Origin of the sequence: Roseovarius sp. 217 (assembly GCF_000152845.1) — a bacterium.
GTDB lineage: Bacteria > Pseudomonadota > Alphaproteobacteria > Rhodobacterales > Rhodobacteraceae > Roseovarius.
Window position 1 is genome coordinate 1,538,886 of the sequence record NZ_CH902584.1, and the last position, 25,348, is coordinate 1,564,233.

Genomic DNA, 25,348 nt, shown 5'->3' on the forward strand with positions numbered 1-25,348 from the left:
ACGCCGTCTGCAACCGGGCGAGCAGATCGAGATCGGTTGGCTTCCCGAGGATTGCCGCGCGCTCGACGCGCCCCAAGTATAAGTATATTCGCGCCGGTCGCGATATCGGTGCGAGTGCAGCAAGGCCCTCGACGTTCTACCCGTAGCGCAGGGCCCAACCATCCAAAAACGGGAACAAACTGGGAGTATGTTTATGAAACTCACGAAAACCCTGCTCGCGACCACGGCTCTGACCGTCGCTGCGGGCACCGCAGTGACCGCGCAGGACATGGCCAATAGCATGACCATCGTCAGCTGGGGCGGCGCCTATCAGGACAGCCAGGACAAGGCCTATGTACAGCCCTACCTTGCTGCGAATTCCGGCGTAACCGCCACTTGGGACGAAAGCTCGGCCGAGGCTGTGGCCAAACTGCGTGCCATGAACGAAGCTGGCAACGTGACCTGGGATCTGGTTGATGTCGTGGCCTCTGACGCAATGCGCCTCTGTGACGAGGGTCTGGCCCTCGAGCTTGATCACGACGAGGTTCTGGCCGCCGCGCCCGATGGCACCTCTGCCAGCGACGATTTCGGTGATCTGATTGTCAGCGATTGTTTCGTGCCGCAGATCGTCTACTCGACGACCTTTGGCTATCGCACCGACATGGTTCCCGAGGGCGTAGAGCCTCCGAGCACCGTCTGCGACGTGTTCGATCTGGCAAAATATCCCGGCAAGCGTTCGCTGCAGAAGCGTCCGATCGACAACATGGAATGGGCGCTCTATTGCGACGGCGTTGCCAAGGACGAGATCTATGACGTTCTGGGCACCGACGAAGGTGTTGACCGCGCGCTGGCCAAGCTGGGCACGATCAAGGATCAGGTTGTCTGGTGGTCTGCCGGTGCCGAAACACCGCAGCTTCTGGCCGATGGCGAAGTCTTCATCGGTTCCACTTACAACGGTCGTCTGTTCTCGGCGATTGCCGAACAGAACCAGCCGATCGCGATGATGTGGGACATGCAGTCCTTTGACCTCGATGGCTGGATCGTTCCCGCTGGTCTGCCCGCAGATCGTCTGGCGCGCGTGATGGACTTCCTCAAGTTCGCCACCGACACACAGCGTCTGGCCGATCAGGCTGCTTACATCTCCTACGGTCCGGCGCGTGCGTCTTCGGCACCGTTGGTGGGCAAGCATGCCGATCTCGGTATCGACATGGCACCGCATATGCCGACCGATCCGGCCAATGCAGGCAACGTCCACATCTATGACTACGAATGGTGGGCGGACAACCGCGACGATCTGGACGCCAAGTTCCAGTCGTGGCTGGCTCAGTAAACACTGCTGACACAAAAAGGTGGGGCCGGTTGCGGCCCCACCTCTCCTCTGACCGGGCGCAAGACCCGGCCTGTATAACCAGATTTGTTCGACGGGGATGACATGAGCGATACCACCCAGACCGGCCCGATGCTTGCCGCGGATGGCACGCCGCTAAAACGCAGCTTACGCCGCGCGCTCCGGGCGCAGAAGATGCGGGCGCTTGCCCTGATCGCTCCCCTATTGATCTTTGTGCTTCTGACCTTCATCGCGCCGATTGTGGATATGCTGTTCCGCTCGGTCGAGAATCAGATCGTCGGCAATACCCTCCCCATGACGGTCGAGGAGCTGCGCGATTGGGATGCCGCCGACACCCCCGATGAACAGGTGTTCCGCGCGTTGTTCTTTGATCTCTTTCTTGCAGCCGAGGCCAAGGAACACACCAAGCTGGGCAGCCGCCTGAACTATGAGGAAAGCGGTATTTCGTCGCTGTTCCGCACATCGGGTCGCGACGTTGCCGACATCGGCGAGGTGTTCCAGGACGCGTTGGAAGAGATTGATCCCGCCTTTGAAGAGGCGCAGGTCTGGGCTGAGATGATGTCAGGTGGCGCTGGCGCAGAGGCCAACACCCGCCTTCTGTCGAATCAGATCGGGCGGCTCGAACAACTCGAGTCCTCGGCGTTCAACGGGGATATAGGGTTTGTTCCCGGCGCGGAGATTTCCGAAATCCTGCCCAACACGGCACGCGCCTATGCGGCCTTCGCAGGCTTTACGTATTTCGTAGATGGCGATGTTGTCGCCGAAGAAGAGCCATGGGAGGCCGTTTATGCCGCCCTTGCGGTCGATCTCGAAGACCCGGCCACGGCAACAGCACTTGCCTCCTATTCCGGTCCCTCCGCCGATATGCTGCGCGCTGCCGCCGCCGCCGAATTGCCGCCGATCGATATGAAGGCCGCGATGATCGACTCCAACAAGGATTGGGCAAGACCCAACTTCTGGGAGACGATCCAGACCTATTCGCCGCCCTACACCACCGGCTATTTCCTCAATGCCGTGGATATGGAAAAGACGCCCAACGGCATCGCCCTGCGCAGCGAGGATGAGCGGATCTATGGCATCCTCTTCAAGCGCACTATGTTCATGTCGCTGATGATCACCTTTAGCTGCGTGGCGCTGGGGTATCCGATTGCTTGGCTTTTGGCCAATCTGCCATCGCGAACGTCAAACCTGTTGATGATCTTGGTCCTTTTGCCGTTCTGGACCTCGCTTTTGGTGCGGACCAGCGCGTGGAAGGTGATGTTGCAACAACAGGGTGTCATCAACGACGTTCTGGTTTGGCTTGGGCTTGTCGCGGATGAAAGCCGTCTGGTGATGATCAACAATCAATTCGGCACCATCGTGGCGATGACCCATATCCTGCTGCCTTTCATGATCCTGCCGATGTATTCGGTGATGCAGACCATCCCGCAGACCTATCTGCGGGCGGCCAAATCCCTCGGCGCGACCAATTGGACTGCCTTCTGGCGGGTCTATTTCCCACAGTCGGTGCCCGGTATCGGCGCGGGCTCGATCCTCGTGTTCATCCTTGCCATCGGGTATTACATCACACCCGAGATTGTCGGCGGGACGACGGGGACTTTCATCTCGAACCGGATCGCCTATCACATCTCGTCCTCTCTCAACTGGGGACTGGCGGCGGCGTTGGGCACGATCCTGCTGGCGGTCGTCCTGATCCTCTACTGGGCCTATGACAAGATCGTCGGCATCGACAACGTGAAGCTGGGGTAAATGACATGAACGGATTTACACTCACACCGGTCGAGACCAAGCCGCTCTCCTTTGCCCTTCCGGTGATCGGTGCAGCAGGTGGCTTTGCCGGACTTTTCGTAGGCACCGCCCATGGGTCCGGCGCGATGGGCATCGCCATCGGGGCGGTGGCCCTGATCCTTTTGGCCTATCTCGCTCTGGTGGTCTTTGGGTTGGGACAGGAGAAAGTCACCCGTTGGGGTATTTTTGCACTGTTTGTGATCACCGGCTTTTTGTTGGCGGCCCTTCCTGGCATCGTGCTGGGAGTGCTCTCTGGCCTCTTCTTCTCGTGGTTCATCTTCTGGATCGGCGAGGGGCGGTATCGCGCGAATCTGGCCCCCTACCTAACCAGCGGTCAGGTGCTCTGGCACTACACATTCCGAGTGATCTGCGGCGCGATCTTTGTGTTTCTGATCACGCCCATTCTGGTGGTCATGCCGCTCAGCTTCAATGCGCAGAATTTCTTTACGTTCACGCCAGAAATGCTGCGGTTTGATCCGGCAGGCTACAGTCTCAAGCATTATCAGGATTTCTTCACCTCAAGTGGCTGGCAGCAGGCGCTGCGTAATTCTCTGGCGATTGCGCCAGTCGCGACGCTGCTTTCGGTCAGCTTTGGCACCTTGGCGGCGATTGGCCTGAGTTCCGAACATGTACCCTTCCGTCGCGCGATCATGGCGATCCTGATCTCTCCGATGATCGTGCCGCTGATCATCTCGGCGGCGGGGATGTATTTCTTCTATAGCCGGATCGGCCTGCAAGGCACCTATTTCGGCGTTGTGCTGGCCCATGCCGCGCTTGGCATTCCCTTTGTCATCATCACGGTGACGGCGACCTTGGTGGGCTTTGACCGCTCGCTCACACGCGCTGCGGCCAATATGGGCGCTGATCCGGTCACCACGTTCTTTCGGGTGCAGATGCCGCTTATCCTTCCCGGTGTGATTTCGGGCGGCCTCTTCGCCTTCATCACCTCGTTTGATGAGGTGGTTGTCGTGCTTTTCGTCGGCTCTGCCAATCAGCAAACCCTGCCTTGGCGGATGTTCACCGGCCTGCGCGAGCAGATCAGCCCAACCATTCTGGCGGTGGCCACGATCCTCGTGGTGATCTCGATCGCCTTGCTGACGACGCTGGAATATCTGCGTCGGCGCTCCGAGCGTCTGCGCGGCATGAGCCCGGGCTGAGGTGACACGCGTCTGACGCAGCGTCGTGCTTTGGTTGGGTCCTAACCTTGGCATAGCGTGACGCAGCAGAGGGCAGCAGGCTATGATCTATGACTATATCATCGTCGGTGGGGGCTCGGCAGGCGCAGTCTTGGCGGCCCGCCTGAGCGAAGACCCCGGCATCACCGTCTGTCTAGTCGAGGCTGGCGGTGGCGGGCGCGATAATTTCATCCGCGCGCCGGGGCTGGTGGCGGCGATGGTTTCGGGGCGTCCGAAAATCAACAACTGGGCGCTCAAGACCGTGCCGCAGGCTGGCTTGAACGGGCGGCGCGGGTTTCAGCCGCGTGGTCGCGCCCTTGGCGGCTCGAGTGCGATAAATGCCATGCTCTATGCGCGCGGGCATCCCGGTGATTACGATGAATGGGCGGATCTGGGCTGCGACGGATGGGATTGGAAGAGCGTGTTGCCGTGGTTCATCGCCACAGAGCGCAACGCACAGCATGGCGGTGCCTTGCATGGCCAGTCAGGCCCCTTGCAGGTCACCGATCAAAGCGCACCGCGCGGCATATCCGAGGCATTCGTCACCGCCTGCGAGAGCGTGCAAATCCCCCGCAACGCGGATTTCAACGGCCCTCAACAAGAGGGGGCGGGCCATTATCAGGTCACGCAATTCTTTGACGGGCCACAGCGCGGTGAACGCTGTTCTGCCGCTGCCGCCTATCTCTTTCTCGCGATGACACGTCCCAATCTGACGGTGATGACCGGCACCATGGCCGAGCGCGTGCTCTTTGACGGCAAACGCACGACCGGCCTGCGCTATCGTCATCGGGGCCGTGTACAAGAGCTGCACGCAAGACGCGAGGTGATCCTCAGCGGTGGGGCCTTTGGCTCGCCGCAGCTTCTCATGCTTTCGGGCATCGGCCCGGCAGAGGCGTTACAGACGCATGGTATCGCGCCGGTGCAGGACCTGCCCGGCGTGGGTGAGAACCTGCAAGATCATCTGGATTACATTCTGGCCGAGACGTCAAAGCGCGATGATGTCGTCAGCCTTGGTCCCAAAGGTCTATGGCAGCTGGGCAAGGCGGCGCTGCACTGGCGCAAGACGGGCACAGGCCAATTCGCCACGCCCTATGCCGAGGCAGGTGCGTTCCTGCGCTCCTCTGCCAGCGTGACACGCCCGGACCTGCAACTGCATTTTGTCATTGGCATTGTCGAGGACCATATGCGCACCCTGCATTTCAGACCGGGTTACTCCTGTCACATCTGCGTGCTGCGGCCCCATAGCCGGGGGCGCGTCACGCTGCGCTCTGCGCGCGCGTCTGACGCCCCGGTGATTGATCCGGCCTTCCTCAGCGATGACCGTGATCTGGCGCTGATGATGCGCGGCGCGCGGCAGATGGATGCGATCCTGCGCGCGCCTGCGTTTGATCCATGGCGCAAAGAGCGGCTGCATCCGCATGACTGGTCCGATGCGGCGCTCGAAGGGGATATTCGCGCCCGCGCCGACACGATCTATCATCCGGTCGGCACCTGCGCGATGGGGCGTGGGGATATGGCGGTGGTTGATCGCTCGGGCCGCGTGCACGGGGTTGAGGGCTTGCGCGTGGTCGATGCCTCGATCATGCCGCGCCTTATCGGCGGCAATACCAATGCACCAACCTTGATGATCGCCGAGAAAATCGCCGCAGAAATACGAGGGATCAGCGCGGAGCGTCAGGCGCGATAGCGCGCCAGAAACATCTCGACCGCGCCGTTGACGACGCGCTCCACATCCGCGTCTGTCGCCCCATCGCACATACCGCAGAGGCTCCGAATAAAGAGATCGCCCTTGCACAGCTCCCCAAACTGATTGGCGGCAAGATCCATGTCGTCGATCTTCAATATCCCGGCCTCGACATAGGGCCGCAGGACTTTGCTCAGGCGCTCACGCACCAGATCCGGACCCGAGGCAAAGAACCGTCGCCCCAACTCCGGAAAGCGATGCGATTCCGCGACACAGATGCGAAACACCTGCTGGCCAAAATCCGACAGGAAAAAGCGTAATATCCGTGTGCCCGCCTCACGCAGCACATGTTCAATGGTCGCCCCCTTGCCGATCACCGCAAGCGCCTCTTCGGCCTGCCGGTTGCACTCGAGCCGCGCCACTTCAGAAAACAGCAGCCGCTTGTCGGGGAAATAGCTGTAAAGCGTCGCCTTGGAGACCTGTGCCTCACGCGCGATTTCATCGACGCTGGCCCCTTCGAAACCATCCCGCATGAAGATCCGGCGCGCTCCTTCGAGCACTTGATCGAACTTGCGACCCTTCTTGATTTCAACGGCGGGAGCCGACATCCAAACCCTCCCCATAGGTCGAGCCAGTGTAGTCGGCTCCGCCCTCCAACCGCAAGCACATCTGCGCGAGCGGTCAGAGGATGGGCCGCTTGGGCCTTGCGGCATCGATCTACTGATTGATGCCACTGGTGCCTTGCGTCACCGGCGCAGGGGTCGGTTCGGGAAAGCTCAATGAGGGCGTCAGGCTGCTCATGTCAAAGCTCAAGGCCAACGTCGGGCTGTCAATGAGGCTGATAGAGAGAGCGAGTGCAGTCAGTGCGTGTTTCATGTCAAACTCCATAACTGAACTAATCTGTTCAGATCCATAACTAAACAGTTCAGTTTAGAAATCAAGTAAAAAATGAACCGATCGGTTTACTTATTTGAGAGGCATTACGCCGCTTTGCGCTTGCTCTGCCGCGCGGCTAGACTAGTTTAGAATTATTCTAAAAGAGGTGTTCCATGATTCCCGGCATGACATCGCGCCGTCGTTTCCGTGACCTGTCCGAGCAAGAGATCCTTGCTCTGGCTATTTCGTCCGAAGAGGATGACGCGCGCATCTACCGCTCCTATGCGGAAATGCTCCGTGCTGATTTCCCAGACACGGCTGCCATTTTCGATGGCATGGCCGTCGAAGAGGACGGCCACCGCGCACGGTTGATCGACCTGCATCGCACCCGCTTTGGCGAGGTGATCCCGCTGATCCGTCGCGAACATGTGGCGGGGTTCTATGCCCGTCGCCCCGTATGGCTGATCGAGAACCTTGGGATCGAGCGCATTCGCGACGAGGCCGAGGCGATGGAGCGCGACGCCGGGGCGTTCTATCTCAAGGCAGCACAGCGCACGACTGACGCCACCACCCGCAAACTTCTGGGTGATCTGGCGGCGGCAGAGGCAGGCCACCAAACCCGCGCCGAAGAATTGGAGACAGAACACCTCAATGCAGATGCCCGCGACGCTGAGGATCGCACCGCCAAGCGGCAGTTCCTTCTGACATGGATACAGCCGGGGCTTGCGGGGCTGATGGATGGTTCTGTTTCGACCCTCGCCCCGATCTTTGCCACCGCTTTTGCCACGCAAGATACATGGACAACCTTTCTGGTCGGTCTTGCGGCCAGCGTGGGCGCAGGCATCTCGATGGGCTTTACCGAGGCCGCCAGCGACGACGGAGAGCTTTCAGGGCGCGGCAGCCCGATCAAGCGCGGATTTGCCTCCGGCATCATGACGACGGTGGGCGGCCTGGGCCATGCGCTGCCCTATCTTATCCCGGATTTCTGGACTGCGACGATCATCGCCTTTGTCGTGGTCTTTGTCGAACTTTGGACTATTGCCTGGATTCAGAACAAATACATGGAAACCCCGTTCTTTCGCGCGGCGTTTCAGGTGGTCTTGGGCGGGGCACTGGTCTTTGCCGCCGGCGTGTTGATCGGCAGTGGCTAAACCCTAGTCGCCATTCTCAAATCCACCGGGATAACTCGGCGGGTTCTGATCTTCGGTCGTGATTTGGACAGAGTTTTGCGTCCTAAGATCCTGGAGAAATTGCCTGACTTCAGCCTCGCAGAGAGGCTGAGCTGGCGAGCAGCTTATACGGACCCCACTCACAGTGACGTAATATTGCGATGTCCCGCCGGGCCCATAAGATGCCGGTTGATAGACGTCTTCGAATGGATAGCTCTTGCCATCGACCGAAATGGTTCCTTTGTGCACAACCGGGTCAAGCGCACATGCACCAAGGGCCAGACCGGCCGAGAGAGCGAATAATCTTGAATTGCCAAACATTGATTTTCCCCAAAACAGATAAATGGCCCGGTTTCATTCAGGGCCGACTGGTTTCTGGTCAGGGTTGGAAAACGTCAATTATTGTTATGATATCATTACCTTGGCCAGATTTTCGAATGAACAATCAGATATGTCCTATGCATGATGATAGCAAAAGCGGTGGATAGAAAAAAGAAATCATATCCGCGCCGGTCGATACCGCAGGGCCAGATTGGCAAAGCGCCCAATCAGCCCCGCTCAGCTATCTAATTCATGCGGGTTTTCACAGTTGCGATTGACCCTGCCCTTCGGCCTGTCTACCAAACCGGCATGCTGAGCATCTTTCTCCAGACCCTACCTTTCTTCATGATCATCGGGCTTGGATATGGTGCCGGGCGGACCGGGTTTTTCCCCGAGGCGGCGACCGCATGGCTCACGAAATTCGTGTTCTACTTTGCTCTCTCTGCCATGCTCTTTCGCTTTTCGGCAAACCTGACCCTATCCGAGGTGCTGGATTGGAATTTTGTGCTGGCCTATCTCTGGGCCACCGCGTTTGTCTATGGCATCGCCACGCTGGTGGCGATCCTGCGCCGCGTGAAACTCGAGGAAGTCGCCATCGAGGCGCAATGCGCAGTGATCGGCAATGTGGGATTTCTGGGCGTGCCGATGCTGGCCATGCTGATGGGCGAGGCGGCGATTGGCTGGGTGATGATCGTGCTGGCGGTGGATCTCATCGTGTTCGGCTCGCTGGTGGTGATCCTGATCACCGGATCACGCGATGGGCGGCTCAGTCTGGGAATTCTGCGCACGGTGGGCATGGGTCTCTTGAAAAACCCTATGATCGTGTCGATCGTTCTGGGCCTGACATGGTCCGGCCTGCGGTTGCCAATCCCGGACACGATCAACGATTTCGTGCGCATTCTCGGCGGGGCTGCCACCCCCGGCGCGCTCTTTGCGATTGGCGCGTCGCTGGCCTCGAAATCCGCAGAGCGGCCGTATATCGCGGGCTGGCTCTCGTTCTGCAAACTGGTGCTGCACCCGATTTTCGTGGCCTTTGCCGTGCTCGTGCTCTTTACAGTCGAGCCCTACGCAGGGGCCGTGATGATCGCCGCCTCCAGCCTGCCCGTCGCGGGCAATGTGTTTATGCTGGCCCAACATTACGGGGTCGCGCCCAAACGGGTCTCGTCCTCGATCCTGATTTCCACCGGGGCGGCAATCGTGACAGTGTCGCTTGTGATCGGCTGGGTGAACCAGCTTTACTGAACAGTCATCTTGACGTGAGAGGAGAACACTATGGAAACGGTTTCTGAAAACACCTGTTTTGGCGGCACCCAGGGCGTCTATACCCATGCCTCCGATGTCTGCGGCGGGGATATGACCTTTGGCCTCTTCCTGCCCGCCGAGGCACAGGATGGCCCGGTCCCGGTGCTGTGGTATCTCTCGGGCCTGACCTGCACGCATGAAAATGCGATGGTCAAGGCTGGCGCGCAGGGCTGGGCGGCGGAACAGGGCATCGCGCTGGTGTTTCCCGACACGTCGCCCCGTGGCGACGGCGTGGCCAATGACGAGGCCTTTGATCTGGGGCAGGGGGCCGGGTTCTACGTAAACGCCACACAATCCCCTTGGGCGCCGCATTTCCGCATGTGGGACTATGTCGCCACGGAACTGCCCGCGCTGATCGGCGAGAATTTTGCCGTCGACATGGACCGGCAGGCCATTACGGGGCATTCCATGGGTGGGCATGGCGCATTGACGCTGGCCATGTCCCTGCCGGGGCGGTTCCGGTCCGTGTCGGCCTTGTCCCCGATCTGCAACCCGGTAAACAGTGACTGGGGCCGCAAGCAATTCACGGCCTATCTCGGTGCGGACGAATCCGCTTGGGCGGCGCATGACGCCAGCCTTTTGATGGCAGAGCGCGGCTTTGACGGGCCGGTTCTGGTGGATACGGGCACCAAGGATCAATTCCTTGATCTCCTGCGCCCCGAAACGCTGGCCCATGCCATGACCGCGCGTCGCCAAGAGGGCACGTTCCGGATGCAAAAGGGCTATGACCATAGCTATTTCTTCATCTCGACCTTTATGGAGGATCACGTGACCTTCCATGCCGAGGCGCTCTATGCGGATTAAGACATGAGCCATTATGATCTGATCATCGTTGGCAGCGGTCCCGCAGGTCGGGCCGCTGCCATTCAGGCGGGCAAACTGAAACGCCGCGTGCTGGTGATCGACCGCAAGGACCGGCTGGGCGGCGTGTCCGTCCACACCGGCACGATCCCGTCCAAGACGCTGCGCGAGACCGTGCTCAACCTCTCGGGCTGGCGCGAGCGCAGCTTTTATGGTCGCTCTTACCGGGTCAAGGACAACATCGCCGCAGAGGATCTCAAGGCGCGGCTGCACATGACGCTCGACCACGAAGTTGACGTGCTCGAACATCAGTTCAATCGCAACCATGTCGATACGCTGCACGGCATGGCCCGGTTTGTGGATGACAAGACCATCGAGGTCGCGACCGAGGCGGGCGAAGTCACACGCCTGACCGCCGACCGCTTTCTGATCTCGACCGGGACCAAGACCTATCGCCCCGAGAATGTCCCCTTCAACGGGCGCTCCGTCGTGGACAGTGACGAGTTTCTCGAACTGGCCCGCATTCCGCGTAGTCTCATTGTGGTGGGCGCAGGTGTGATCGGGGTGGAATATGCCACGATGTTTTCCGCCCTCGACGTGCGCGTGACCCTGATCGAGCCGCGCGAGACATTCCTTGATTTCATTGACCGGGCCCTGATTCAGGACTTTACCCATCAGATCCGCGAGAATGGCGTTGATCTGCGGCTTGGCTCGGCGATCGAGCGGATCGAGGACGCCAGCGATCATGTCGAGGTGAGCCTTGCCAATGGCCGCCATGTGCGTGCTGAAATGCTGCTCTTTGCCGCCGGGCGGATGGGGGCCACCTCTGCGCTCAATCTGGCGGCGGCAGGGCTCAAGACCGACCATCGCAACCGGATCGAGGTTAACCGCAAGACCTATCAGACCGCCGTGCCGCATATCTATGCCGCAGGCGATGTGATCGGGCATCCCAGCCTCGCCTCGACCTCGGTACAACAGGGGCGTGTCGCGGCCTGTCATGCGCTCGAGACGCCGACATTGCCTGAATCGCCTTGGTTTCCCTATGGCATCTATTCCGTGCCCGAGATTTCCACCTGTGGCATGTCCGAAGAGGAAATGCAGGAGCGCGGCATCCCCTATGAGGTGGGCGTCGCACGCTTTCGCGAGACCTCGCGTGGCCATATCATGGGGCTGGAACATGGCATGCTGAAGATGCTCTTTTCGCTCAAGACACGCCGGGTCTTGGGTGTGCAGATCGTGGGCGAGGGGGCGACGGAGCTGATCCACATCGCTCAGGCGGTTTTGAACCTCAAAGGCACGGTGGATTATTTCGTGCAGAACACGTTCAATTATCCAACCTTGGCTGAGGCTTACAAGATCGCTGGCCTAGACGCGTTCAACCGCATGCCAATCCCCGAGGCCTATAAGGTGAGGCGTGACGCGGCCAAGCCGGAGACCTCCTGAAAGGTCTGTTGCTGGGTTTGAACTGGCCTAGAGCTGCCGTCCATCCTCAAGCGATGAGCCGCGCGGTGCCCGACCGCGGGAGGGCGCTGAAACGATGAAGGACGGCACTTTATACCTGCAAAACACTCCCGCGTTATACGTATGTTGATACGTTGCAAAGGCGCCCGCCCGGGGGGCGGTCGGGCGCCGCGCGGCGGTGCCTATGGCACCTCGATTCCGCGCTTTGGTACTTGGAGCTAGCGTCCCCTTCAGGCCAAACCATCCCCGCCCCCAATCTCTTCATCCGCCGATCTTGTCCTGCGTCCGGGTTTCGAAATCCGAGGCGTCATGCCGCTCGTGCAATTGCATCTCCGGCGCGCCAAAGCTGCGGTTGACCATGCGCCCCCGTTGCACCGCCGGGCGGGCGTCGATCCGTTTGCTCCAATCCATGACGTTGGTGTAGCTTTCCACATCCAGAAACTTTGCCGCATCGTAAATGCGTCCAAGGCAGAGCTGCCCATACCAGGGCCAGATCGCCATATCGGCAATCGTATAGTCGTCACCCGCGATATAGGGCCGCTCCGCCAATTGCCGGTCGAGCACGTCAAGCTGTCGCTTCACCTCCATCGCGAAACGGTCGATGGGATATTGCCATTTTTCGGGCGCATAGGCGTAGAAATGGCCAAAGCCACCGCCCAGATAGGGCGCGCTGCCCATCTGCCAAAAGAGCCAGTTGAGCGTTTCGGTGCGCGCGGGGCCGGAGGCGGGCAGGAAGGCCCCGAATTTCTCGGCCAGATGCATCAGAATCGAGGCGCTCTCGAACACGCGCATGGGGGTGTCGCCGCTGTGGTCCATCAGCGCCGGGATCTTGGAATTGGGGTTCACCGCGACAAAGCCAGAGCCGAACTGATCCCCCTCGCCGATGTCGATGCGCCAGGCGTCATATTCGGCATCATGGCCGGCTGCGAGCAGTTCCTCGAACATCACCGTGACCTTGACCCCGTTGGGCGTGGCCAGCGAATAAAGCTGAAAGGGATGCTTGCCCACGGGCAGATCCTTGTCATGGGTCGCGCCTGAAATGGGCCGGTTGATCGAGGCGAATTGCCCACCAGAGGGGGCCTCCCATGTCCAGACGTCGGGCGGGGTGTAGGTGCTGTCGCTCATCTTTTGATCCTTCATCGGGTTTGAGAGGGAATGTAATCGCTGGCTCATGACCCGCAATGCAAAACGCCGCACAGGGGTCTGTGCGGCGTTGCGCGGGGTTATGGCGTGAGGTCAGTAGATGACGACGCTGCGGATACTCTCGCCCGCGTGCATCAATTCAAACCCTTTGTTGATATCATCGAGCGGCATGGTGTGGGTGATCATCGGGTCGATCTCGATCTTGCCCTGCATGTACCAATCGACAATCTTGGGCACATCCGTGCGCCCGCGCGCGCCGCCAAAGGCGGTCCCGCGCCACGACCGCCCCGTCACCAATTGGAACGGCCGCGTGCTGATCTCGGCGCCCGCCGGGGCCACACCGATGATGATGCTCTCGCCCCAGCCCTTGTGTGCCGCCTCCAGCGCCGTGCGCATCACGCCGACATTGCCAGTGGCGTCAAAGGTGTAATCCGCGCCACCGCCGGTCAGCTCGACCAGATGCGCCACCAGATCGCCCTTGACCTCCTTGGGGTTGACGAAATCGGTCATGCCAAACCGCGTTGCCATCTCGATCCGGCCCGGATTGAGGTCAACGCCGACGATCTGATCCGCCCCCGCCAGCCGCAGCCCCTGCAACACGTTGAGACCGATACCGCCCAGACCGAACACAATCGCCCGGCTGCCAATCTCCACCTTGGCGGTGTTGATCACCGCGCCGACGCCGGTGGTGACACCGCAACCGATGTAGCAAATCTTGTCGAACGGCGCATCCTTGCGCACCTTGGCCAGCGCAATCTCGGGCAGGACCGTGTGATTGGCAAAGGTCGAGCAGCCCATGTAATGCAGGATCGGCGTGCCATCCAGCATCGAGAACCGGCTGGTGCCATCGGGCATCAGCCCCTGACCCTGGGTCGAGCGGATTTTCTGGCAGAGGTTGGTTTTCGGGTTGAGGCAATAGTCGCACTCGCGGCACTCGGGCGTATAGAGCGGGATCACATGATCGCCCGGCACAAGGCTGGTCACACCGGGGCCGACCTCCAGCACCACACCCGCGCCCTCATGCCCCAGAATGGCCGGAAACGCCCCCTCGGGATCGGCACCGGACAGGGTGAAATCATCGGTGTGGCACAGCCCCGTCGCCTTGATCTCCACCAGAACCTCACCCGCCTTCGGACCTTCGAGGTTCACCTCCATGATCTCCATCGGCTTGCCAGCCTCAACAGCCACCGCCGCACGCGTTCTCATGATTTGTCCTTTCCTCTGAAATTTGCGCAGTCTTGCGTCATGCGGCGCGGTGTTTCAATATCCAGAGCGTCACGCAGGCTCTGGACTGCGGCAATTTCTGCGGCAATTTCCGGCAAGAGAGGCGAAAACATGAAGCATTTCCTCGGCACAGCCCTGATGGTCGGGGCACTGGCGGGCTGTATCGGCCCGGAGGACACGCCCCCTGAAGAGAACGCCTGCGGTGCGGCGCAGATGCAGGCGCTGATCGGCACGCCGGTTGCGGCGCAGGATTTCTCAAACAGCGCCGCAGCAGTGCGCATCCTGCCGCCGGGGGCGATGATGACGATGGATCACCGCCCCGACCGGCTGAATATCGAGCATGACTCAGGCGGCGTGATCACCCGGATCTGGTGCGGGTGAGGCGGGGGGCACCAAGTCGAAATTCGATGTGACGTCTTTGAACTGCGCGTTGCGGCGGTTTCGGCTATCCTCCGCGCGGAATCAAGGCGCGGCACGCGCCGCCGCGCGGATCGCTGGGCCGTCCCGCGGCCTAGCGATTTGGAGAGGGAGCGCTATGCTGTGGGATCACACGAACTTTGTGGGCATAAAGTACCAGACAGTGTCGTTGCTTCGCTAGTCCCCGGCCCAGCGATCCGCGCGGCTGATGACTCGACTCCGCCCATTGCCCGCTCTATTTGCTATAGAACAAATAGAGAACAAAGTCACCATGTCCACACGTCGCATCCTGTCGATCTGGTTTCCCCGGCTCGGGGCTGAACGCCTGCTGCGGCGGGCGACCGATCGGGACGCGCGGCTCTTTGCGGTGGTCAGTGCCGAGGCGCAGGATCAGGTGCTGACCTCTGTCTCACTCCGGGCCGAGGCGCTGGGGCTGAGGCCTGGGCAGCCACTGCGCACAGCGCAGGCGCTGTGTCCCGATCTGATCACCCGCCCTCAGAACCGCGCCGCAGAGGCGGGATTCTTAGACGCGTTGGCTCGCTGGGTCGAACGGTTTTCACCGCTGGTGGGGATTGATGGCACGGCGGGGCTGTTGCTTGATGTCACCGGCTGCACGCATCTCTTTGGCGGCGAAGAGGGGCTGATCGCCACGCTGCGCGAGGCCGCGGCGGATCTCGGGCTGAGTGTGCGCTGCGGGTTGGCGGATACGGTCGGTGGCGCTTGGGCGCTGGCACGCTTTGCCGGGCAAGGGGTGGCCCCGATGCGCTCCGGCGATGCGATCGACCAAGAGGCCCGCGCCACCCGGTCGCGCGCTGCCAAGCGGCGGCATTGGGAACGGGGCGGCGCGGCACCTGCGGTGGCGGTCACGGCGCAGGCGGATGAGATTGCCCCGCCGGGGTATCTGCCCGAGAGGCTGGCCCCCTTGCCGGTGGCGGCCCTACGGTTGCCGCCTAAGATGACAGAGGATCTGGCGCGGCTCGGGCTGCGGCGGATCGGCGACTTGGCGGATCAGCCGCGTTCGACCCTTGCCCGCCGTTTTGGGCCAGAGCTGATGGTGCGGCTGGATCAGGCCTTTGGCCATGTGCCGGAACCGATGTCGCCCTCTGCCCCCGCCCCGCGCTTTGCCACCCGGCTGAGCCTGCCGGAACCCATTGGATTGCGCAGCGATCTTGAGGCCGCATTTTCCCGGCTGACCGAGCGGTTGTGCGTGCTTTTGCAGGCCAAGGCCCTTGGCGCGCGGCATCTGCGCATCGAGGCGTTTCGCGCCGACGGTAGCCTGCAATCGGTCGAGGTGCGGTTGGCGCGATGTGTCGATCGGCCCGAGGCGATGCTGCCACTGCTGGAGATGCAGCTTGACGGGATCGACGCCGGGTTTGGCATCGACATGCTACGGCTCGAGGCGATCGTCACGGCCCGGATGGAGACCCGGCAGGGAGAGAGCGGCATCGGCTGCGGGCGGGGTGCAGCGGAACAAGAGGCGGCGCTGGCGGATCTGATCACCCGGCTGGGGTCACGGATCGGGCTGGAGTCAATCACCCGCCGTCATCCCGCCGAGAGCCATATTCCCGAGAAATCCGCGCTGACCCTTGCGGCGGCATGGTCTGTGCCCGCGCGCACGCCCTGGCCTGCTCCAGAGAGACCACGCCCCCTGTTGCTCTGGCGGCCAGAGCCGGTCACCCGACCCGAAGAGGGTTGGTCCACGCTGCCCTTTCGTTGGCGGGGACGGCTGCATGAGGTGGCAGGCGTCATAGGTCCCGAGCGCATCGCGCCGGAATGGTGGCTCGACGATCCGGATTGGCGCAGCGGTGTCCGCGATTACTGGCAGGTGGTGACGACGCGCGGCGAACGGCTCTGGCTGTTTCGCGCCCATGGTGGGCAAATCTCGGGCGGATGGTTCTGTCAGGGGCGCTTCGGCTGAGGCGCTGTCAGGAAAGCGCTTGATTTGGGGCGGGATTGGCGCAACTCTGAGACTATGAGTTTGCAAAGCCTTGGCCCGCTCGCGGGCGCGCATCCCGCACCGTCGCAGGTGGCGTTCCAACGCAATGAACTGGGCGTGATCCTGTCGCTCTATGGGCGCATGGTCGCGGCGGGGGAATGGCGCGATTACGGCATTTCCTGCCTGCGCGAGGTGGCGGTGTTCTCGGTCTTTCGACGCACCGCCGAGCATCCGCTCTACCGGATCGAAAAGCGGCCAAAACTGCAGGGCAAACAGGGGCAATATGCGGTCATCGGCATGGATGGTCAGGTGCTCAAGCGGGGCCAGGATCTGCGCACCGTGCTCCGCGTGCTGGAGCGCAAGCTGATCCGGTCGGTGGACTAGAGCAACTTCAGAACAGATTGATAGACGTTCTGGGTGCGAAATTGCGCCGAGCCAAACGCTGCAAGACCTAAGCCTTGGAGCGCGCCATCCGGGCGACCGGCTCGTGACAGGCGCAGGTTACGACGTGATCGTTGACCATGCCCACCGCTTGCATAAAGGCATAGGTGATGGTGGGGCCGCAGAATTTGAAACCGCGTTTCTTCAAATCCTTGGAAAGTTTTACGGAAATATCGGTCTGCGCCGGCACGTCCGAGAGGGATCGCCACTGGTTCTGGATGGGGTGCCCGCCGACGTAATCCCAGAGGTAGGCGGCAAAGCCCTGCTCGACCTCGATCGCCTGCCACGCCCTGGCATTGCCGATGGTCGCCTCGATCTTGCCCCGGTGGCGGATAATGCCCGGATCGGCCAACAGGCGCACCACCTCGGTCTCGCCCCAACCGGCGATCACATGCGGGTCAAACCCTTGGAATGCCGCGCGAAAACTTTCGCGTTTGCGCAGGATGGTGATCCAGCTCAGCCCCGCCTGAAACCCATCGAGAATGAGCTTTTCCCAGAGCGCGCGACTGTCATACTCAGGCACGCCCCATTCGGTGTCATGGTAGCTTTCATAGAGCGGATCGGCACTGACCCAGCCACAACGGTCCATGGTTTTCCCCTCTTGCCCGGCACAGAGACACCGGATCGTTCAAATGCGCGCTTTAAGTGATCCTTAAGCCATCCGGCCCAGTTTGAGAACAGGCGTTCCGGAGGGGCAGATGGGACAAAAACACAAATGGGCCGATATTCCGGCGGGCTTTGACACCCCGCTCTCCTATGCCGTCTCGGCGCGGGACCGCTCCGTCGTCGATATGGTCAATCAGGCGGTGCGCCATAAACAGGTGCTCTTGGCCTATCAGGCGGTGGTGCCCGCCCGACAACAGGACAAGCCCGCGTTCTACGAGGCGTTGATTCGGGTTCTCGATGCCACAGGCCGTGTCATTCCCGCCAAGGATTTCATCACCCAGATCGAGGTGACGGAAACCGGGCGCATCATCGACTGTCTGGCGCTGGAAAAGGGGCTGCGCACGCTGATCAACTATCCCGACCTGCGGCTGGCGATCAACATGTCGGCGCGCTCCATCGGCTATGCGCGCTGGATGCGCACATTGAAAAAGGGGTTGGGCGATGATCCCACCATTGGCGAGCGGTTGATTCTGGAAATCACCGAAAGCTCGGCCATGCTGGTGCCGGAATTGGTGACTGGCTTCATGAAGGATCTGCAAGCACGGGGAATCAGCTTTGCCTTGGATGACTTCGGCGCAGGCTATACCTCGTTCCGCTTCCTCAAGGAGTTCTATTTCGACATCCTCAAGATTGATGGGCAGTTTGTCCGTGGCATCGCCACCGACCCCGACAATCAGGTTCTCACCGCCGCACTGGCGAGCATCGGCCAACAGTTCGACATGGTGACAGTGGCCGAAAGCGTCGAGAAACCCGAGGATGCGGCCTATCTCGCGGCGCTCGGGATTGACTGTCTTCAGGGCTATTACTTTGGCGCGCCCACAGTGCGTCCACCTTGGCTCGATACCACCCTTGACCGCGCCATCGCTTGAATGTGACACTCCGTCCGTTGCCGCAGCGCGGCACCTACGATATGACGCCACGTAACGGCGGAGGCGGCGCAGGAATAGCCACATGAATGTGACATCCCTACGCCACACTCGCGCACGGGCAAATCCTGGTGGAGGACACAGATGACCAACGTAGTAATCGCATCCGCAGCACGCACCGCTGTCGGTTCATTTGGCGGAGCATTCGCCAACACGCCGGCGCATGATCTGGGCGCGGCTGTGCTCGAGGCGGTTGTCGCCCGTGCAGGCATTGAAAAGGGCGAAGTGTCGGAAACGATCCTCGGTCAGGTGCTGACCGCCGCACAGGGTCAGAACCCGGCGCGTCAAGCACATGTCAACGCCGGTCTGCCGCTCGAATCCGCGGCATGGAGCATCAATCAGGTCTGTGGCTCGGGCCTGCGGGCCGTGGCACTGGGCGCACAGCACATCCAATTGGGCGATGCCGCGATCATCTGTGCCGGGGGTCAGGAAAACATGACGCTCAGCCCGCATGCCGCTTATCTGCGCGCCGGTCACAAGATGGGCGATATGACCTATATCGACACGATGATCCGTGACGGGCTCTGGGATGCGTTCAACGGCTATCACATGGGCCAGACCGCCGAAAACGTGGCCGATCAATGGCAGATCACCCGCGACATGCAGGATGAATTCGCCGTCGCCAGCCAGAACAAGGCCGAAGCGGCGCAAAAGGCCGGCAAGTTCGACGACGAGGTGATCGCCTTCACCGTCAAGAACCGCAAGGGTGACATCATCGTCGACAAGGATGAATACATCCGCCACGGCGCGACCATGGAAGTGATGCAGAAACTGCGCCCCGCCTTTACCAAGGATGGCTCGGTCACGGCGGCCAACGCCTCTGGTCTCAACGACGGTGCCGCCGCCACCCTTTTGATGAGCGCCGATGAGGCCGAGCGTCGTGGCATCGAGCCGCTGGCGCGCATCGCCTCTTATGCCACTGCTGGCCTCGATCCGTCGATCATGGGTGTCGGCCCGATCCATGCCAGCCGCAAGGCGTTGGACAAGGCCGGTTGGACCGTCGCCGATCTCGATCTGGTCGAGGCGAATGAGGCCTTTGCCGCGCAGGCCTGCGCGGTCAACAAGGAAATGGGCTGGGATCCGGCCATCGTCAACGTCAACGGTGGTGCGATTGCCATTGGCCACCCGATTGGGGCCTCGGGCTGCCGCGTGCTCAACACCTTGCTCTTCGAGATGAAGCGCCGTGGCGCCAAGCGCGGGCTCGCCACACTCTGCATCGGTGGTGGCATGGGCGTTGCCCTATGCGTGGAGCGTCCGTGAGCTGCTCCGACGCGGCGTGATACAGGATCAAGGGCACCTCAGGCGGTGCCCTTTTTCTTGATCCGATCCCCTTGGCCGCATCGCAGAAATTTTATCGCGCAACAATATTGCGCATTGCGGCGCAAACCGATAACCAAGTTTCAACACACCAGCCATATTGGAGGATATCATGGCAAGAACCGCACTCGTCACCGGGGGCTCTCGTGGAATCGGCGCCGCCATTTCCAAGGCGCTCAAGGCTGATGGCTATACCGTCGCCGCCACCTATGCCGGCAATGATGAGGCTGCCGCCAAATTCACCGAGCAAACCGGCATCAAGACCTACAAATGGAACGTGGCGGACTATGACAGCTCCAAAGAGGGCATCGCCCGCGTCGAAGCGGAGTTGGGCCCGATTGACATCGTGGTCGCCAATGCCGGCATCACCCGCGATGCGCCGTTCCACAAGATGACGCCGCAGCAGTGGAAAGAGGTCATCGACACCAACCTCACCGGCGTCTTCAACACCGTGCATCCCGTATGGCCGGGCATGCGCGAGCGCGGCTTTGGCCGGATCGTGGTGATCTCCTCGATCAACGGGCAAAAGGGCCAGTTCGGTCAGGTCAACTATGCCGCGACCAAGGCCGGTGATCTGGGCATCATCAAGTCACTGGCCCAAGAGGGCGCAGCGAAAGGCATCACCGCCAACGCCATCTGCCCCGGCTATATCGCCACGGAAATGGTCATGGCCGTGCCCGAAGCGGTGCGCGAAAAGATCATCGGCATGATCCCGGCGGGTCGTTTGGGCGAGCCCGAGGAAATCGCACGCTGCGTGAGCTTCCTCGTCTCTGACAATGCCAGCTTCATCAACGGCTCGACCATTTCGGCCAATGGCGCGCAGTTCTTTGTCTGACTAAGGCGGCGTAGACACACCTCAGAGGCCCGCCCCGGTGTTCCGGCGGCGGGCCTTTTCACGCTGATGGGGCCGCCAGAGTGCCGCGTGGGCAGAACTCTGTCTCAAGACAGACCGGCGGCGGCGACCCCGCTCCGCCCACCATCGCCACCAAGAGGCGCGCCGCCTCGCGCCCCATTTCGCGGTGCGGGACATGCACGGTGGTGAGGGCCGGATCGACCACGGTTGCCAGTTCGATATCGTCAAAGCCGGTGATCGACACGTCGGCCGGCACCCGCAGCCCCAGTTTGCGCGCCATCTGCAACGCCCCCACCGCCAGCACGTCATTGCCGCAGATCACGGCGGTAGGGCGCGCGGGCAGGGCCATCAACTTTGCCATTGCCTCAGCCCCGTTGGCGATGCTGTAGGGGATCTCGATGAGGTGCAGCGCCGTGGGATCAAGCCCGTGGTCGCGGAGCGCGTCGCGTACCCCCGAAATCCGGTCGCGGGCACGGTCATTGCCCTCGGCCAAGGCCGAAATCATGCCGACGCGCTGATGCCCGAGGCGCAGCACCTCTTTGGCCAATGCCGCCATTGCCCGGCGATTGTCGAACCCGATCGCTGGGCGCGCCTGCGCCGGATCAAACGCCCAGGACACCAACACCGGCACGCCGCGCTGTTCGAGAAAGGCGTAAATTCCGGGATCGCGGTCATGCCCGATCAACAAGAGCGCATCAGCCCCGCGTGCCACAAGCGTGCGTATCTGATCGGCCTCGTTTTGCGGGCTGTAGGATGACGAGGCCACCAGGAGGGTCACACCACTGAGATGCAATTCCTCCTGAAAGGCCTGAATGGCGCGGGCAAAGATCGCGTTTTCCATCGTCGGAATGATCGCACCAATGGTGCCGGTGCGCCGCGCCGCCAAGGCCCGCGCGCCGAAATTTGGCGAATAGCCCAAGGCCATCACCGCCGCCAGAACCCGCTCGCGGGTGCTCTCTTGCACCTGCGACGGAGAGTTGAGGCAACGCGAAACAGTGGCGGTAGACACCCCCGCCGCGCGGGCGACATCGGCCAGCGTAGGCAGGTTCAAGGCGTTGTCAGGGACACGTCGGTTCATCCTGGGACCCGGAGCAAGAGTGTTTCGATCTACATGCCTGTAACGACATTCGGGAAATATAACAGCTTGCGTGAAAATATGTAAGCGCTTACATTTGTCTCGAATCGTCGAAAGACCCGACGAAGAGGAGGGCATCATGTTTCTGTTCGCAGCACTGATCCTGTTCGGAGCCTTTGGCCTGAATGTCGCGATGGGAGCCTTTGGGAACGCGGCATTTCTGACAGGTGTGGGTGAAATGCTTTTGCTGCTGGCAGCGGTCGTGACCTTTGTCGTCGCCACGTTGAGGAGCGAGGCGGCGCGCAAACGCGGAAAATAAATCAGATCTCAGGGAGGAGACAAGAATGACTGAAGAAGCAAAAGAGCTTGCGTCCGAAGAGCGGCGCAATTTTCTGAAACTGGCCACCACCGGCAGCTTTACCGCTGCTGTTGTCGCGGCAGCGGCGGGCACGCTCTGGTCGTCCGAGGCCTCTGCGCAGACCGCCAATGAAGAGCGCGAGCGCGAGGCGGCGGCAGAGCATGTGATGACGCTGGCCACGGAATATGTGGTGGGCACCACACGCAGCTATCCGATGATGCAGCTTGATGTGAAAGAGAACCTGCAAAACGCCTCGAACGGCAAGATCTATGTCAAGCTGGCCCCCGGTGGGCAATTGGGTGTGGGATCGGCACTGGCGCAAAAGGTGCAGGGCGGCACGATCAATGCGGGGCAATTCTCGCTCTCGAACTTTGCCCCCTTCGCCCCGGCGGTGGACCTGATCAACATGCCCTATTTCTGCGGTGCCAATCAGCGTTTCGTCAATCTCGTGACCTCTGACATCTGGAAGAAAGAGGTGAATGCGCTGGTCGAGGCGCGCGGCTTCAAGCCGATGTTCTATTTCTGCATCGACCCGCGTGTGATGGCGGTGCGCAAGGGCGGCGGTGGGCCGATCATGACGCCTGCCGACCTGCAAGGGGTCAAGTTTCGGGTGCCCGGTTCGCAGATGCTGCAACAGTTCTACAAGATGGGCGGTGCCAATCCGACGCCGGTGGCGTGGGGGGAAACACCGTCGGCGATCAAACAGGGCGTGGCCGATGCGCTCGACCCGGCGGTGGGCGCGCTCTATGCCTTTGGCTTCAAGGATATCCTGAGCCACGTCACCTTTACCCAGGCGGTGCCGGACAGCCAGACCTATGCCTGCAACCTCGAATGGTACAATACCCTGTCCAGCGATGTGCAGGAGGCGATTGAATGGGCCTCCGAAATGAGTTTCCATCAAAACCTTGCCAAGGTGCCGTCGTCGCGCACCTATGCCATGGCCGAAATGGCCAAGTCCGGCGTGGAATTCCATTCTCTGAGCGCCGATCAACTGGCGGAATGGCAGGAAACCGTGGGCTATCAGCGCTCTGAATGGGACAGTTTCAAGACCGAACTGGCCGGGTCGATGGAGACCTTTGACAAGCTGGTCGAGGCGGCGGGCACGTCGGGCAAATACTACGTCCACGACGCCTGATGCTGAACACACCGGGCGCGCGCATGACTGCCGCGCCCGGAATTTGCAAGGACGCTAACGAGAGGGACAGGACCGCAGCGCGCGCCCTGAACCGGAGAGGTTTGACATGCTCAGCACACTGGACCGCAATCTGGAGCGATGGGCGCTTCTGATCTTTTACATGATGCTGGTCGTCACCATGGCGATCGAGGTAATCCGGCGCGAGGTGTTCGCCTATTCCTCGGTCTGGGGCGAAGAGATCGTGCGCTATGCCTTTATCTATCTGGCATGGATCGGGGCAGCGGCGGCGGTGCGCGAACGCGCGCATATCCGCATCGACGTGATCATGCATTACGTCGGGCCGCGCATGAAGGCGGCGCTGTATATTTTGGGCGATCTGGTGATGGCAGCGGTGGCAGTTGTCGCGCTTTACTGGTCGTGGGAGACGGTGCTGGTTTCGGCCAAGTTCGGCTCGGTCAGTGCCGGTTTGCGGGTGTCGATGGTATGGTTCCTCTTGGCGGTGCCGGTGGGGTTCGGCCTTATGCTCTTGCGCCTTGTGCAATCCTTCCTGCGCGATCTGCGCGCCCTTCGTGACGGGACACCCGTGCACGAAGGCAATCAACTGTTCGATTGAGGGGCGCGCGTCATGTGGAATACATTTTCGCAAACCGTCGATCTGGGCTGGGATTTTTACGGGCCGGTGATCCTCTTTGTGGTGTTGGTGGCGCTGGCCGTCCCGATCTGGGCGGCCATCGGCTCGGCGGCGATTGTCATGCTGATCTGGTCGGGCGCGCTGCCGCTCAGCCTTGTGGGGGAGAGCCTCTTTGACGGGATCGACGCCTTTGCGCTGACGGCGGTGCCGCTCTTTATCCTGACCGGCGATGTGCTGGTGCGCACCGGCCTCAGCCGCAAGTTTCTCAATGTGGCGGAGGCGCTGACGCAGTTTGCCAAGGGCGGGTTCGGCTCTGCCACGGTGCTTGTCTGCGGCATGTTCTCGGCGATCTCAGGCTCGGATGCGGCGGGCGCTGCGGCGGTGGGGCGGATGACCATCGACCGGCTGGTGGAATCGGGCTACCCGCGCCCCTATGCCTGTGCGCTGGTGGCGGCAGGGGCCTGCACCGGCATCCTCATCCCGCCGTCGATTGCCTATATCATCATCGGTCTGGTCTTGGGCATTTCCGCCTCGACGCTCTTTATGGCGGCGCTCATTCCGGGGATGCTGATCCTCTTGTCGATCCTGATCACCAATATCGTGGTCAATCGCATCTATGGCTATGAGGGCGGCGGCAATGTCGGGTTCGCCGAATATTTCGTCAATCTGGGCCGTGCGCTGGCCTCGGGCTGGTATGCCTTCATCGTGCCGGGGATCATCTTCTACGGCATCTTCTCAGGGCGGCTTACGCCGACCGAGGCGGGGGCCACGGCGGTCATCGTCACGGTGATCCTCGGCTTTATCCTAGGCACGCTCAAACTGGCGGATTTTCCCGCCATGCTGATCAGTTCGGCCAAGGTCAACGGGGTGATCCTGCCGATCATCGCCTTTTCCCTGCCGTTGGCACAGGCGCTGGCGATCATGGGCGTGCCGCAGGGGTTCGTGACCGCTGTGACGGGCCTTACGGATGATCCTGCAACGCTCATTCTCTTGATGATCCTGATCCTGATCGCGGCGGGCTGCGTGATGGAAACAACGCCGAATATCGTCATCCTCGCCCCCATTCTGAAACCACTCGCCGACAATATCGGCATGAATGAAATCCAGTTCTGCATCATGATGATCACGGCCCTGGGCGTGGGATTCATCACGCCACCGCTTGGTCTCAACCTCTTTGTTGTGTCCGGCATCACCGGCGAATCCATTCTGCGGATCGCATGGCGGGCGGTGCCCTTCGTCTTCTTCATGCTGATCGTGGTGCTGCTGATTGCCTATATCCCGGCGATTTCGACCACGATGCTTCCCGATGTCTACAAATAGGA

Annotated in this window: 24 protein-coding genes; 18 read left to right on the forward strand and 6 right to left on the reverse strand. The window is 61.2% G+C overall.

The features are described from left to right. Positions 1 to 193 precede the first annotated feature (193 nt). The 4 genes from ROS217_RS07305 to ROS217_RS07320 all read left to right on the forward strand — a co-directional run bounded on the left by ROS217_RS07305 (position 194) and on the right by ROS217_RS07320 (position 5,977). A complete protein-coding gene (locus ROS217_RS07305) occupies positions 194 to 1,309 on the forward strand; it encodes an extracellular solute-binding protein (protein WP_040651210.1) in 1,116 nt (371 codons plus the stop codon). A gap of 102 nt (positions 1,310 to 1,411) precedes the next feature. After that, positions 1,412 to 3,076: an ABC transporter permease gene (locus tag ROS217_RS07310; protein ID WP_009817060.1), complete on the forward strand. Its 1,665-nt coding sequence runs from the start codon at positions 1,412 to 1,414 to the stop codon at positions 3,074 to 3,076. A 5-nt stretch (positions 3,077 to 3,081) separates the two neighbouring features. Then, positions 3,082 to 4,272 carry an ABC transporter permease gene (locus ROS217_RS07315; RefSeq protein ID WP_009817061.1) on the forward strand — a complete coding sequence of 397 codons (1,191 nt, stop codon included), beginning with the start codon at positions 3,082 to 3,084 and terminating at the stop codon, positions 4,270 to 4,272. 82 nt (positions 4,273 to 4,354) lie between these two features. Beyond that, a complete protein-coding gene (locus tag ROS217_RS07320) occupies positions 4,355 to 5,977 on the forward strand; it encodes a GMC family oxidoreductase (RefSeq protein ID WP_009817062.1) in 1,623 nt (540 codons plus the stop codon). Here the strand turns inward: ROS217_RS07320 and ROS217_RS07325 are convergent. Both ROS217_RS07325 and ROS217_RS24335 read right to left on the reverse strand, forming a co-directional pair. Then, the gene (locus ROS217_RS07325) at positions 5,965 to 6,582 is read right to left on the reverse strand and encodes a TetR/AcrR family transcriptional regulator (RefSeq protein ID WP_009817063.1); all 618 of its coding nucleotides are present in this window, start codon (positions 6,580 to 6,582) and stop codon (positions 5,965 to 5,967) included. The genes ROS217_RS07320 and ROS217_RS07325 overlap by 13 nt on opposite strands. A 109-nt stretch (positions 6,583 to 6,691) precedes the next feature. Beyond that, a complete protein-coding gene (locus ROS217_RS24335; RefSeq protein ID WP_198134929.1) occupies positions 6,692 to 6,850 on the reverse strand; it encodes a hypothetical protein in 159 nt (52 codons plus the stop codon). Between the two features lie 173 nt (positions 6,851 to 7,023). On the opposite strand from ROS217_RS24335, the gene mbfA reads away from it, so the two are divergent. From mbfA to sthA, 4 genes are all read left to right on the forward strand, one after another. Then, complete coding sequence (gene mbfA / locus ROS217_RS07330) at positions 7,024 to 8,001, forward strand: iron exporter MbfA (RefSeq protein ID WP_009817065.1); 978 nt, start codon at positions 7,024 to 7,026, stop codon at positions 7,999 to 8,001. Positions 8,002 to 8,649: 648 nt separating this feature from the next. Further along, positions 8,650 to 9,582, forward strand: a complete 933-nt coding sequence (locus ROS217_RS07335; protein ID WP_009817067.1) for an AEC family transporter — start codon at positions 8,650 to 8,652, stop codon at positions 9,580 to 9,582. Between the two features lie 30 nt (positions 9,583 to 9,612). Continuing rightward, the gene (fghA, locus tag ROS217_RS07340) at positions 9,613 to 10,446 is read left to right on the forward strand and encodes an S-formylglutathione hydrolase (protein ID WP_009817068.1); all 834 of its coding nucleotides are present in this window, start codon (positions 9,613 to 9,615) and stop codon (positions 10,444 to 10,446) included. Positions 10,447 to 10,449: 3 nt separating this feature from the next. Further along, positions 10,450 to 11,886: a Si-specific NAD(P)(+) transhydrogenase gene (sthA, locus tag ROS217_RS07345; RefSeq protein ID WP_009817069.1), complete on the forward strand. Its 1,437-nt coding sequence runs from the start codon at positions 10,450 to 10,452 to the stop codon at positions 11,884 to 11,886. A 279-nt stretch (positions 11,887 to 12,165) separates the two neighbouring features. Here sthA and yghU read toward each other — a convergent pair whose 3' ends face one another. Both yghU and ROS217_RS07355 read right to left on the reverse strand, forming a co-directional pair. After that, positions 12,166 to 13,029, reverse strand: coding sequence for a glutathione-dependent disulfide-bond oxidoreductase (gene yghU, locus ROS217_RS07350; protein WP_009817070.1), 864 nt, complete (start codon positions 13,027 to 13,029; stop codon positions 12,166 to 12,168). Positions 13,030 to 13,140: 111 nt separating this feature from the next. Next, a complete protein-coding gene (locus tag ROS217_RS07355) occupies positions 13,141 to 14,253 on the reverse strand; it encodes an S-(hydroxymethyl)glutathione dehydrogenase/class III alcohol dehydrogenase (protein WP_009817071.1) in 1,113 nt (370 codons plus the stop codon). A 129-nt stretch (positions 14,254 to 14,382) separates the two neighbouring features. Between ROS217_RS07355 and ROS217_RS07360 the strand changes: the two genes are divergently transcribed. From ROS217_RS07360 to ROS217_RS07370, 3 genes are all read left to right on the forward strand, one after another. Then, positions 14,383 to 14,652: an I78 family peptidase inhibitor gene (locus ROS217_RS07360; protein WP_009817072.1), complete on the forward strand. Its 270-nt coding sequence runs from the start codon at positions 14,383 to 14,385 to the stop codon at positions 14,650 to 14,652. A gap of 307 nt (positions 14,653 to 14,959) precedes the next feature. After that, positions 14,960 to 16,606 carry a Y-family DNA polymerase gene (locus tag ROS217_RS07365; protein WP_009817073.1) on the forward strand — a complete coding sequence of 549 codons (1,647 nt, stop codon included), beginning with the start codon at positions 14,960 to 14,962 and terminating at the stop codon, positions 16,604 to 16,606. A 54-nt stretch (positions 16,607 to 16,660) separates the two neighbouring features. Continuing rightward, positions 16,661 to 17,008: a DUF2794 domain-containing protein gene (locus ROS217_RS07370; RefSeq protein WP_009817074.1), complete on the forward strand. Its 348-nt coding sequence runs from the start codon at positions 16,661 to 16,663 to the stop codon at positions 17,006 to 17,008. 67 nt (positions 17,009 to 17,075) lie between these two features. Here ROS217_RS07370 and ROS217_RS07375 read toward each other — a convergent pair whose 3' ends face one another. Further along, complete coding sequence (locus ROS217_RS07375; RefSeq protein WP_009817075.1) at positions 17,076 to 17,654, reverse strand: DNA-3-methyladenine glycosylase I; 579 nt, start codon at positions 17,652 to 17,654, stop codon at positions 17,076 to 17,078. Between the two features lie 109 nt (positions 17,655 to 17,763). Between ROS217_RS07375 and ROS217_RS07380 the strand changes: the two genes are divergently transcribed. From ROS217_RS07380 to phbB, 3 genes are all read left to right on the forward strand, one after another. After that, positions 17,764 to 18,600, forward strand: a complete 837-nt coding sequence (locus ROS217_RS07380) for an EAL domain-containing protein (RefSeq protein ID WP_009817076.1) — start codon at positions 17,764 to 17,766, stop codon at positions 18,598 to 18,600. Between the two features lie 141 nt (positions 18,601 to 18,741). After that, entirely contained in the window at positions 18,742 to 19,917 is a 1,176-nt protein-coding gene (locus tag ROS217_RS07385) for an acetyl-CoA C-acetyltransferase (RefSeq protein ID WP_009817077.1), read from the forward strand. Positions 19,918 to 20,086: 169 nt separating this feature from the next. Continuing rightward, positions 20,087 to 20,809 carry an acetoacetyl-CoA reductase gene (phbB, locus tag ROS217_RS07390; protein WP_040651211.1) on the forward strand — a complete coding sequence of 241 codons (723 nt, stop codon included), beginning with the start codon at positions 20,087 to 20,089 and terminating at the stop codon, positions 20,807 to 20,809. 58 nt (positions 20,810 to 20,867) lie between these two features. Here phbB and ROS217_RS07395 read toward each other — a convergent pair whose 3' ends face one another. Continuing rightward, on the reverse strand, positions 20,868 to 21,905 hold the full coding sequence (locus tag ROS217_RS07395; protein WP_009817079.1) for a LacI family DNA-binding transcriptional regulator: 1,038 nt from the start codon (positions 21,903 to 21,905) through the stop codon (positions 20,868 to 20,870). A gap of 136 nt (positions 21,906 to 22,041) precedes the next feature. Between ROS217_RS07395 and ROS217_RS07400 the strand changes: the two genes are divergently transcribed. The 4 genes from ROS217_RS07400 (at position 22,042) to ROS217_RS07415 (ending at position 25,346) form a co-directional block, all read left to right on the forward strand. After that, positions 22,042 to 22,221, forward strand: a complete 180-nt coding sequence (locus ROS217_RS07400) for a hypothetical protein (RefSeq protein WP_009817080.1) — start codon at positions 22,042 to 22,044, stop codon at positions 22,219 to 22,221. Between the two features lie 25 nt (positions 22,222 to 22,246). Then, entirely contained in the window at positions 22,247 to 23,395 is a 1,149-nt protein-coding gene (locus ROS217_RS07405; protein WP_009817081.1) for a TRAP transporter substrate-binding protein, read from the forward strand. 106 nt (positions 23,396 to 23,501) lie between these two features. Then, positions 23,502 to 24,008 (forward strand): TRAP transporter small permease, encoded by a 507-nt coding sequence (locus ROS217_RS07410; RefSeq protein ID WP_009817082.1) that lies wholly within the window; start codon positions 23,502 to 23,504, stop codon positions 24,006 to 24,008. A 12-nt stretch (positions 24,009 to 24,020) separates the two neighbouring features. After that, a complete protein-coding gene (locus tag ROS217_RS07415) occupies positions 24,021 to 25,346 on the forward strand; it encodes a TRAP transporter large permease (protein ID WP_009817083.1) in 1,326 nt (441 codons plus the stop codon). Positions 25,347 to 25,348: the final 2 nt, after the last annotated feature.

Coding starts and splice junctions, on each gene's coding strand:
- ROS217_RS07305 (WP_040651210.1), top strand. CDS start 194: ATGAAACTCACGAAAACCCTGCTCGCGACCACGGCTCTGACCGTCGCT.
- ROS217_RS07310 (WP_009817060.1), top strand. CDS start 1,412: ATGAGCGATACCACCCAGACCGGCCCGATGCTTGCCGCGGATGGCACG.
- ROS217_RS07315 (WP_009817061.1), top strand. CDS start 3,082: ATGAACGGATTTACACTCACACCGGTCGAGACCAAGCCGCTCTCCTTT.
- ROS217_RS07320 (WP_009817062.1), top strand. CDS start 4,355: ATGATCTATGACTATATCATCGTCGGTGGGGGCTCGGCAGGCGCAGTC.
- ROS217_RS07325 (WP_009817063.1), bottom strand. CDS start 6,582: ATGTCGGCTCCCGCCGTTGAAATCAAGAAGGGTCGCAAGTTCGATCAA.
- ROS217_RS24335 (WP_198134929.1), bottom strand. CDS start 6,850: ATGAAACACGCACTGACTGCACTCGCTCTCTCTATCAGCCTCATTGAC.
- mbfA (WP_009817065.1), top strand. CDS start 7,024: ATGATTCCCGGCATGACATCGCGCCGTCGTTTCCGTGACCTGTCCGAG.
- ROS217_RS07335 (WP_009817067.1), top strand. CDS start 8,650: ATGCTGAGCATCTTTCTCCAGACCCTACCTTTCTTCATGATCATCGGG.
- fghA (WP_009817068.1), top strand. CDS start 9,613: ATGGAAACGGTTTCTGAAAACACCTGTTTTGGCGGCACCCAGGGCGTC.
- sthA (WP_009817069.1), top strand. CDS start 10,450: ATGAGCCATTATGATCTGATCATCGTTGGCAGCGGTCCCGCAGGTCGG.
- yghU (WP_009817070.1), bottom strand. CDS start 13,029: ATGAGCGACAGCACCTACACCCCGCCCGACGTCTGGACATGGGAGGCC.
- ROS217_RS07355 (WP_009817071.1), bottom strand. CDS start 14,253: ATGAGAACGCGTGCGGCGGTGGCTGTTGAGGCTGGCAAGCCGATGGAG.
- ROS217_RS07360 (WP_009817072.1), top strand. CDS start 14,383: ATGAAGCATTTCCTCGGCACAGCCCTGATGGTCGGGGCACTGGCGGGC.
- ROS217_RS07365 (WP_009817073.1), top strand. CDS start 14,960: ATGTCCACACGTCGCATCCTGTCGATCTGGTTTCCCCGGCTCGGGGCT.
- ROS217_RS07370 (WP_009817074.1), top strand. CDS start 16,661: ATGAGTTTGCAAAGCCTTGGCCCGCTCGCGGGCGCGCATCCCGCACCG.
- ROS217_RS07375 (WP_009817075.1), bottom strand. CDS start 17,654: ATGGACCGTTGTGGCTGGGTCAGTGCCGATCCGCTCTATGAAAGCTAC.
- ROS217_RS07380 (WP_009817076.1), top strand. CDS start 17,764: ATGGGACAAAAACACAAATGGGCCGATATTCCGGCGGGCTTTGACACC.
- ROS217_RS07385 (WP_009817077.1), top strand. CDS start 18,742: ATGACCAACGTAGTAATCGCATCCGCAGCACGCACCGCTGTCGGTTCA.
- phbB (WP_040651211.1), top strand. CDS start 20,087: ATGGCAAGAACCGCACTCGTCACCGGGGGCTCTCGTGGAATCGGCGCC.
- ROS217_RS07395 (WP_009817079.1), bottom strand. CDS start 21,905: ATGAACCGACGTGTCCCTGACAACGCCTTGAACCTGCCTACGCTGGCC.
- ROS217_RS07400 (WP_009817080.1), top strand. CDS start 22,042: ATGTTTCTGTTCGCAGCACTGATCCTGTTCGGAGCCTTTGGCCTGAAT.
- ROS217_RS07405 (WP_009817081.1), top strand. CDS start 22,247: ATGACTGAAGAAGCAAAAGAGCTTGCGTCCGAAGAGCGGCGCAATTTT.
- ROS217_RS07410 (WP_009817082.1), top strand. CDS start 23,502: ATGCTCAGCACACTGGACCGCAATCTGGAGCGATGGGCGCTTCTGATC.
- ROS217_RS07415 (WP_009817083.1), top strand. CDS start 24,021: ATGTGGAATACATTTTCGCAAACCGTCGATCTGGGCTGGGATTTTTAC.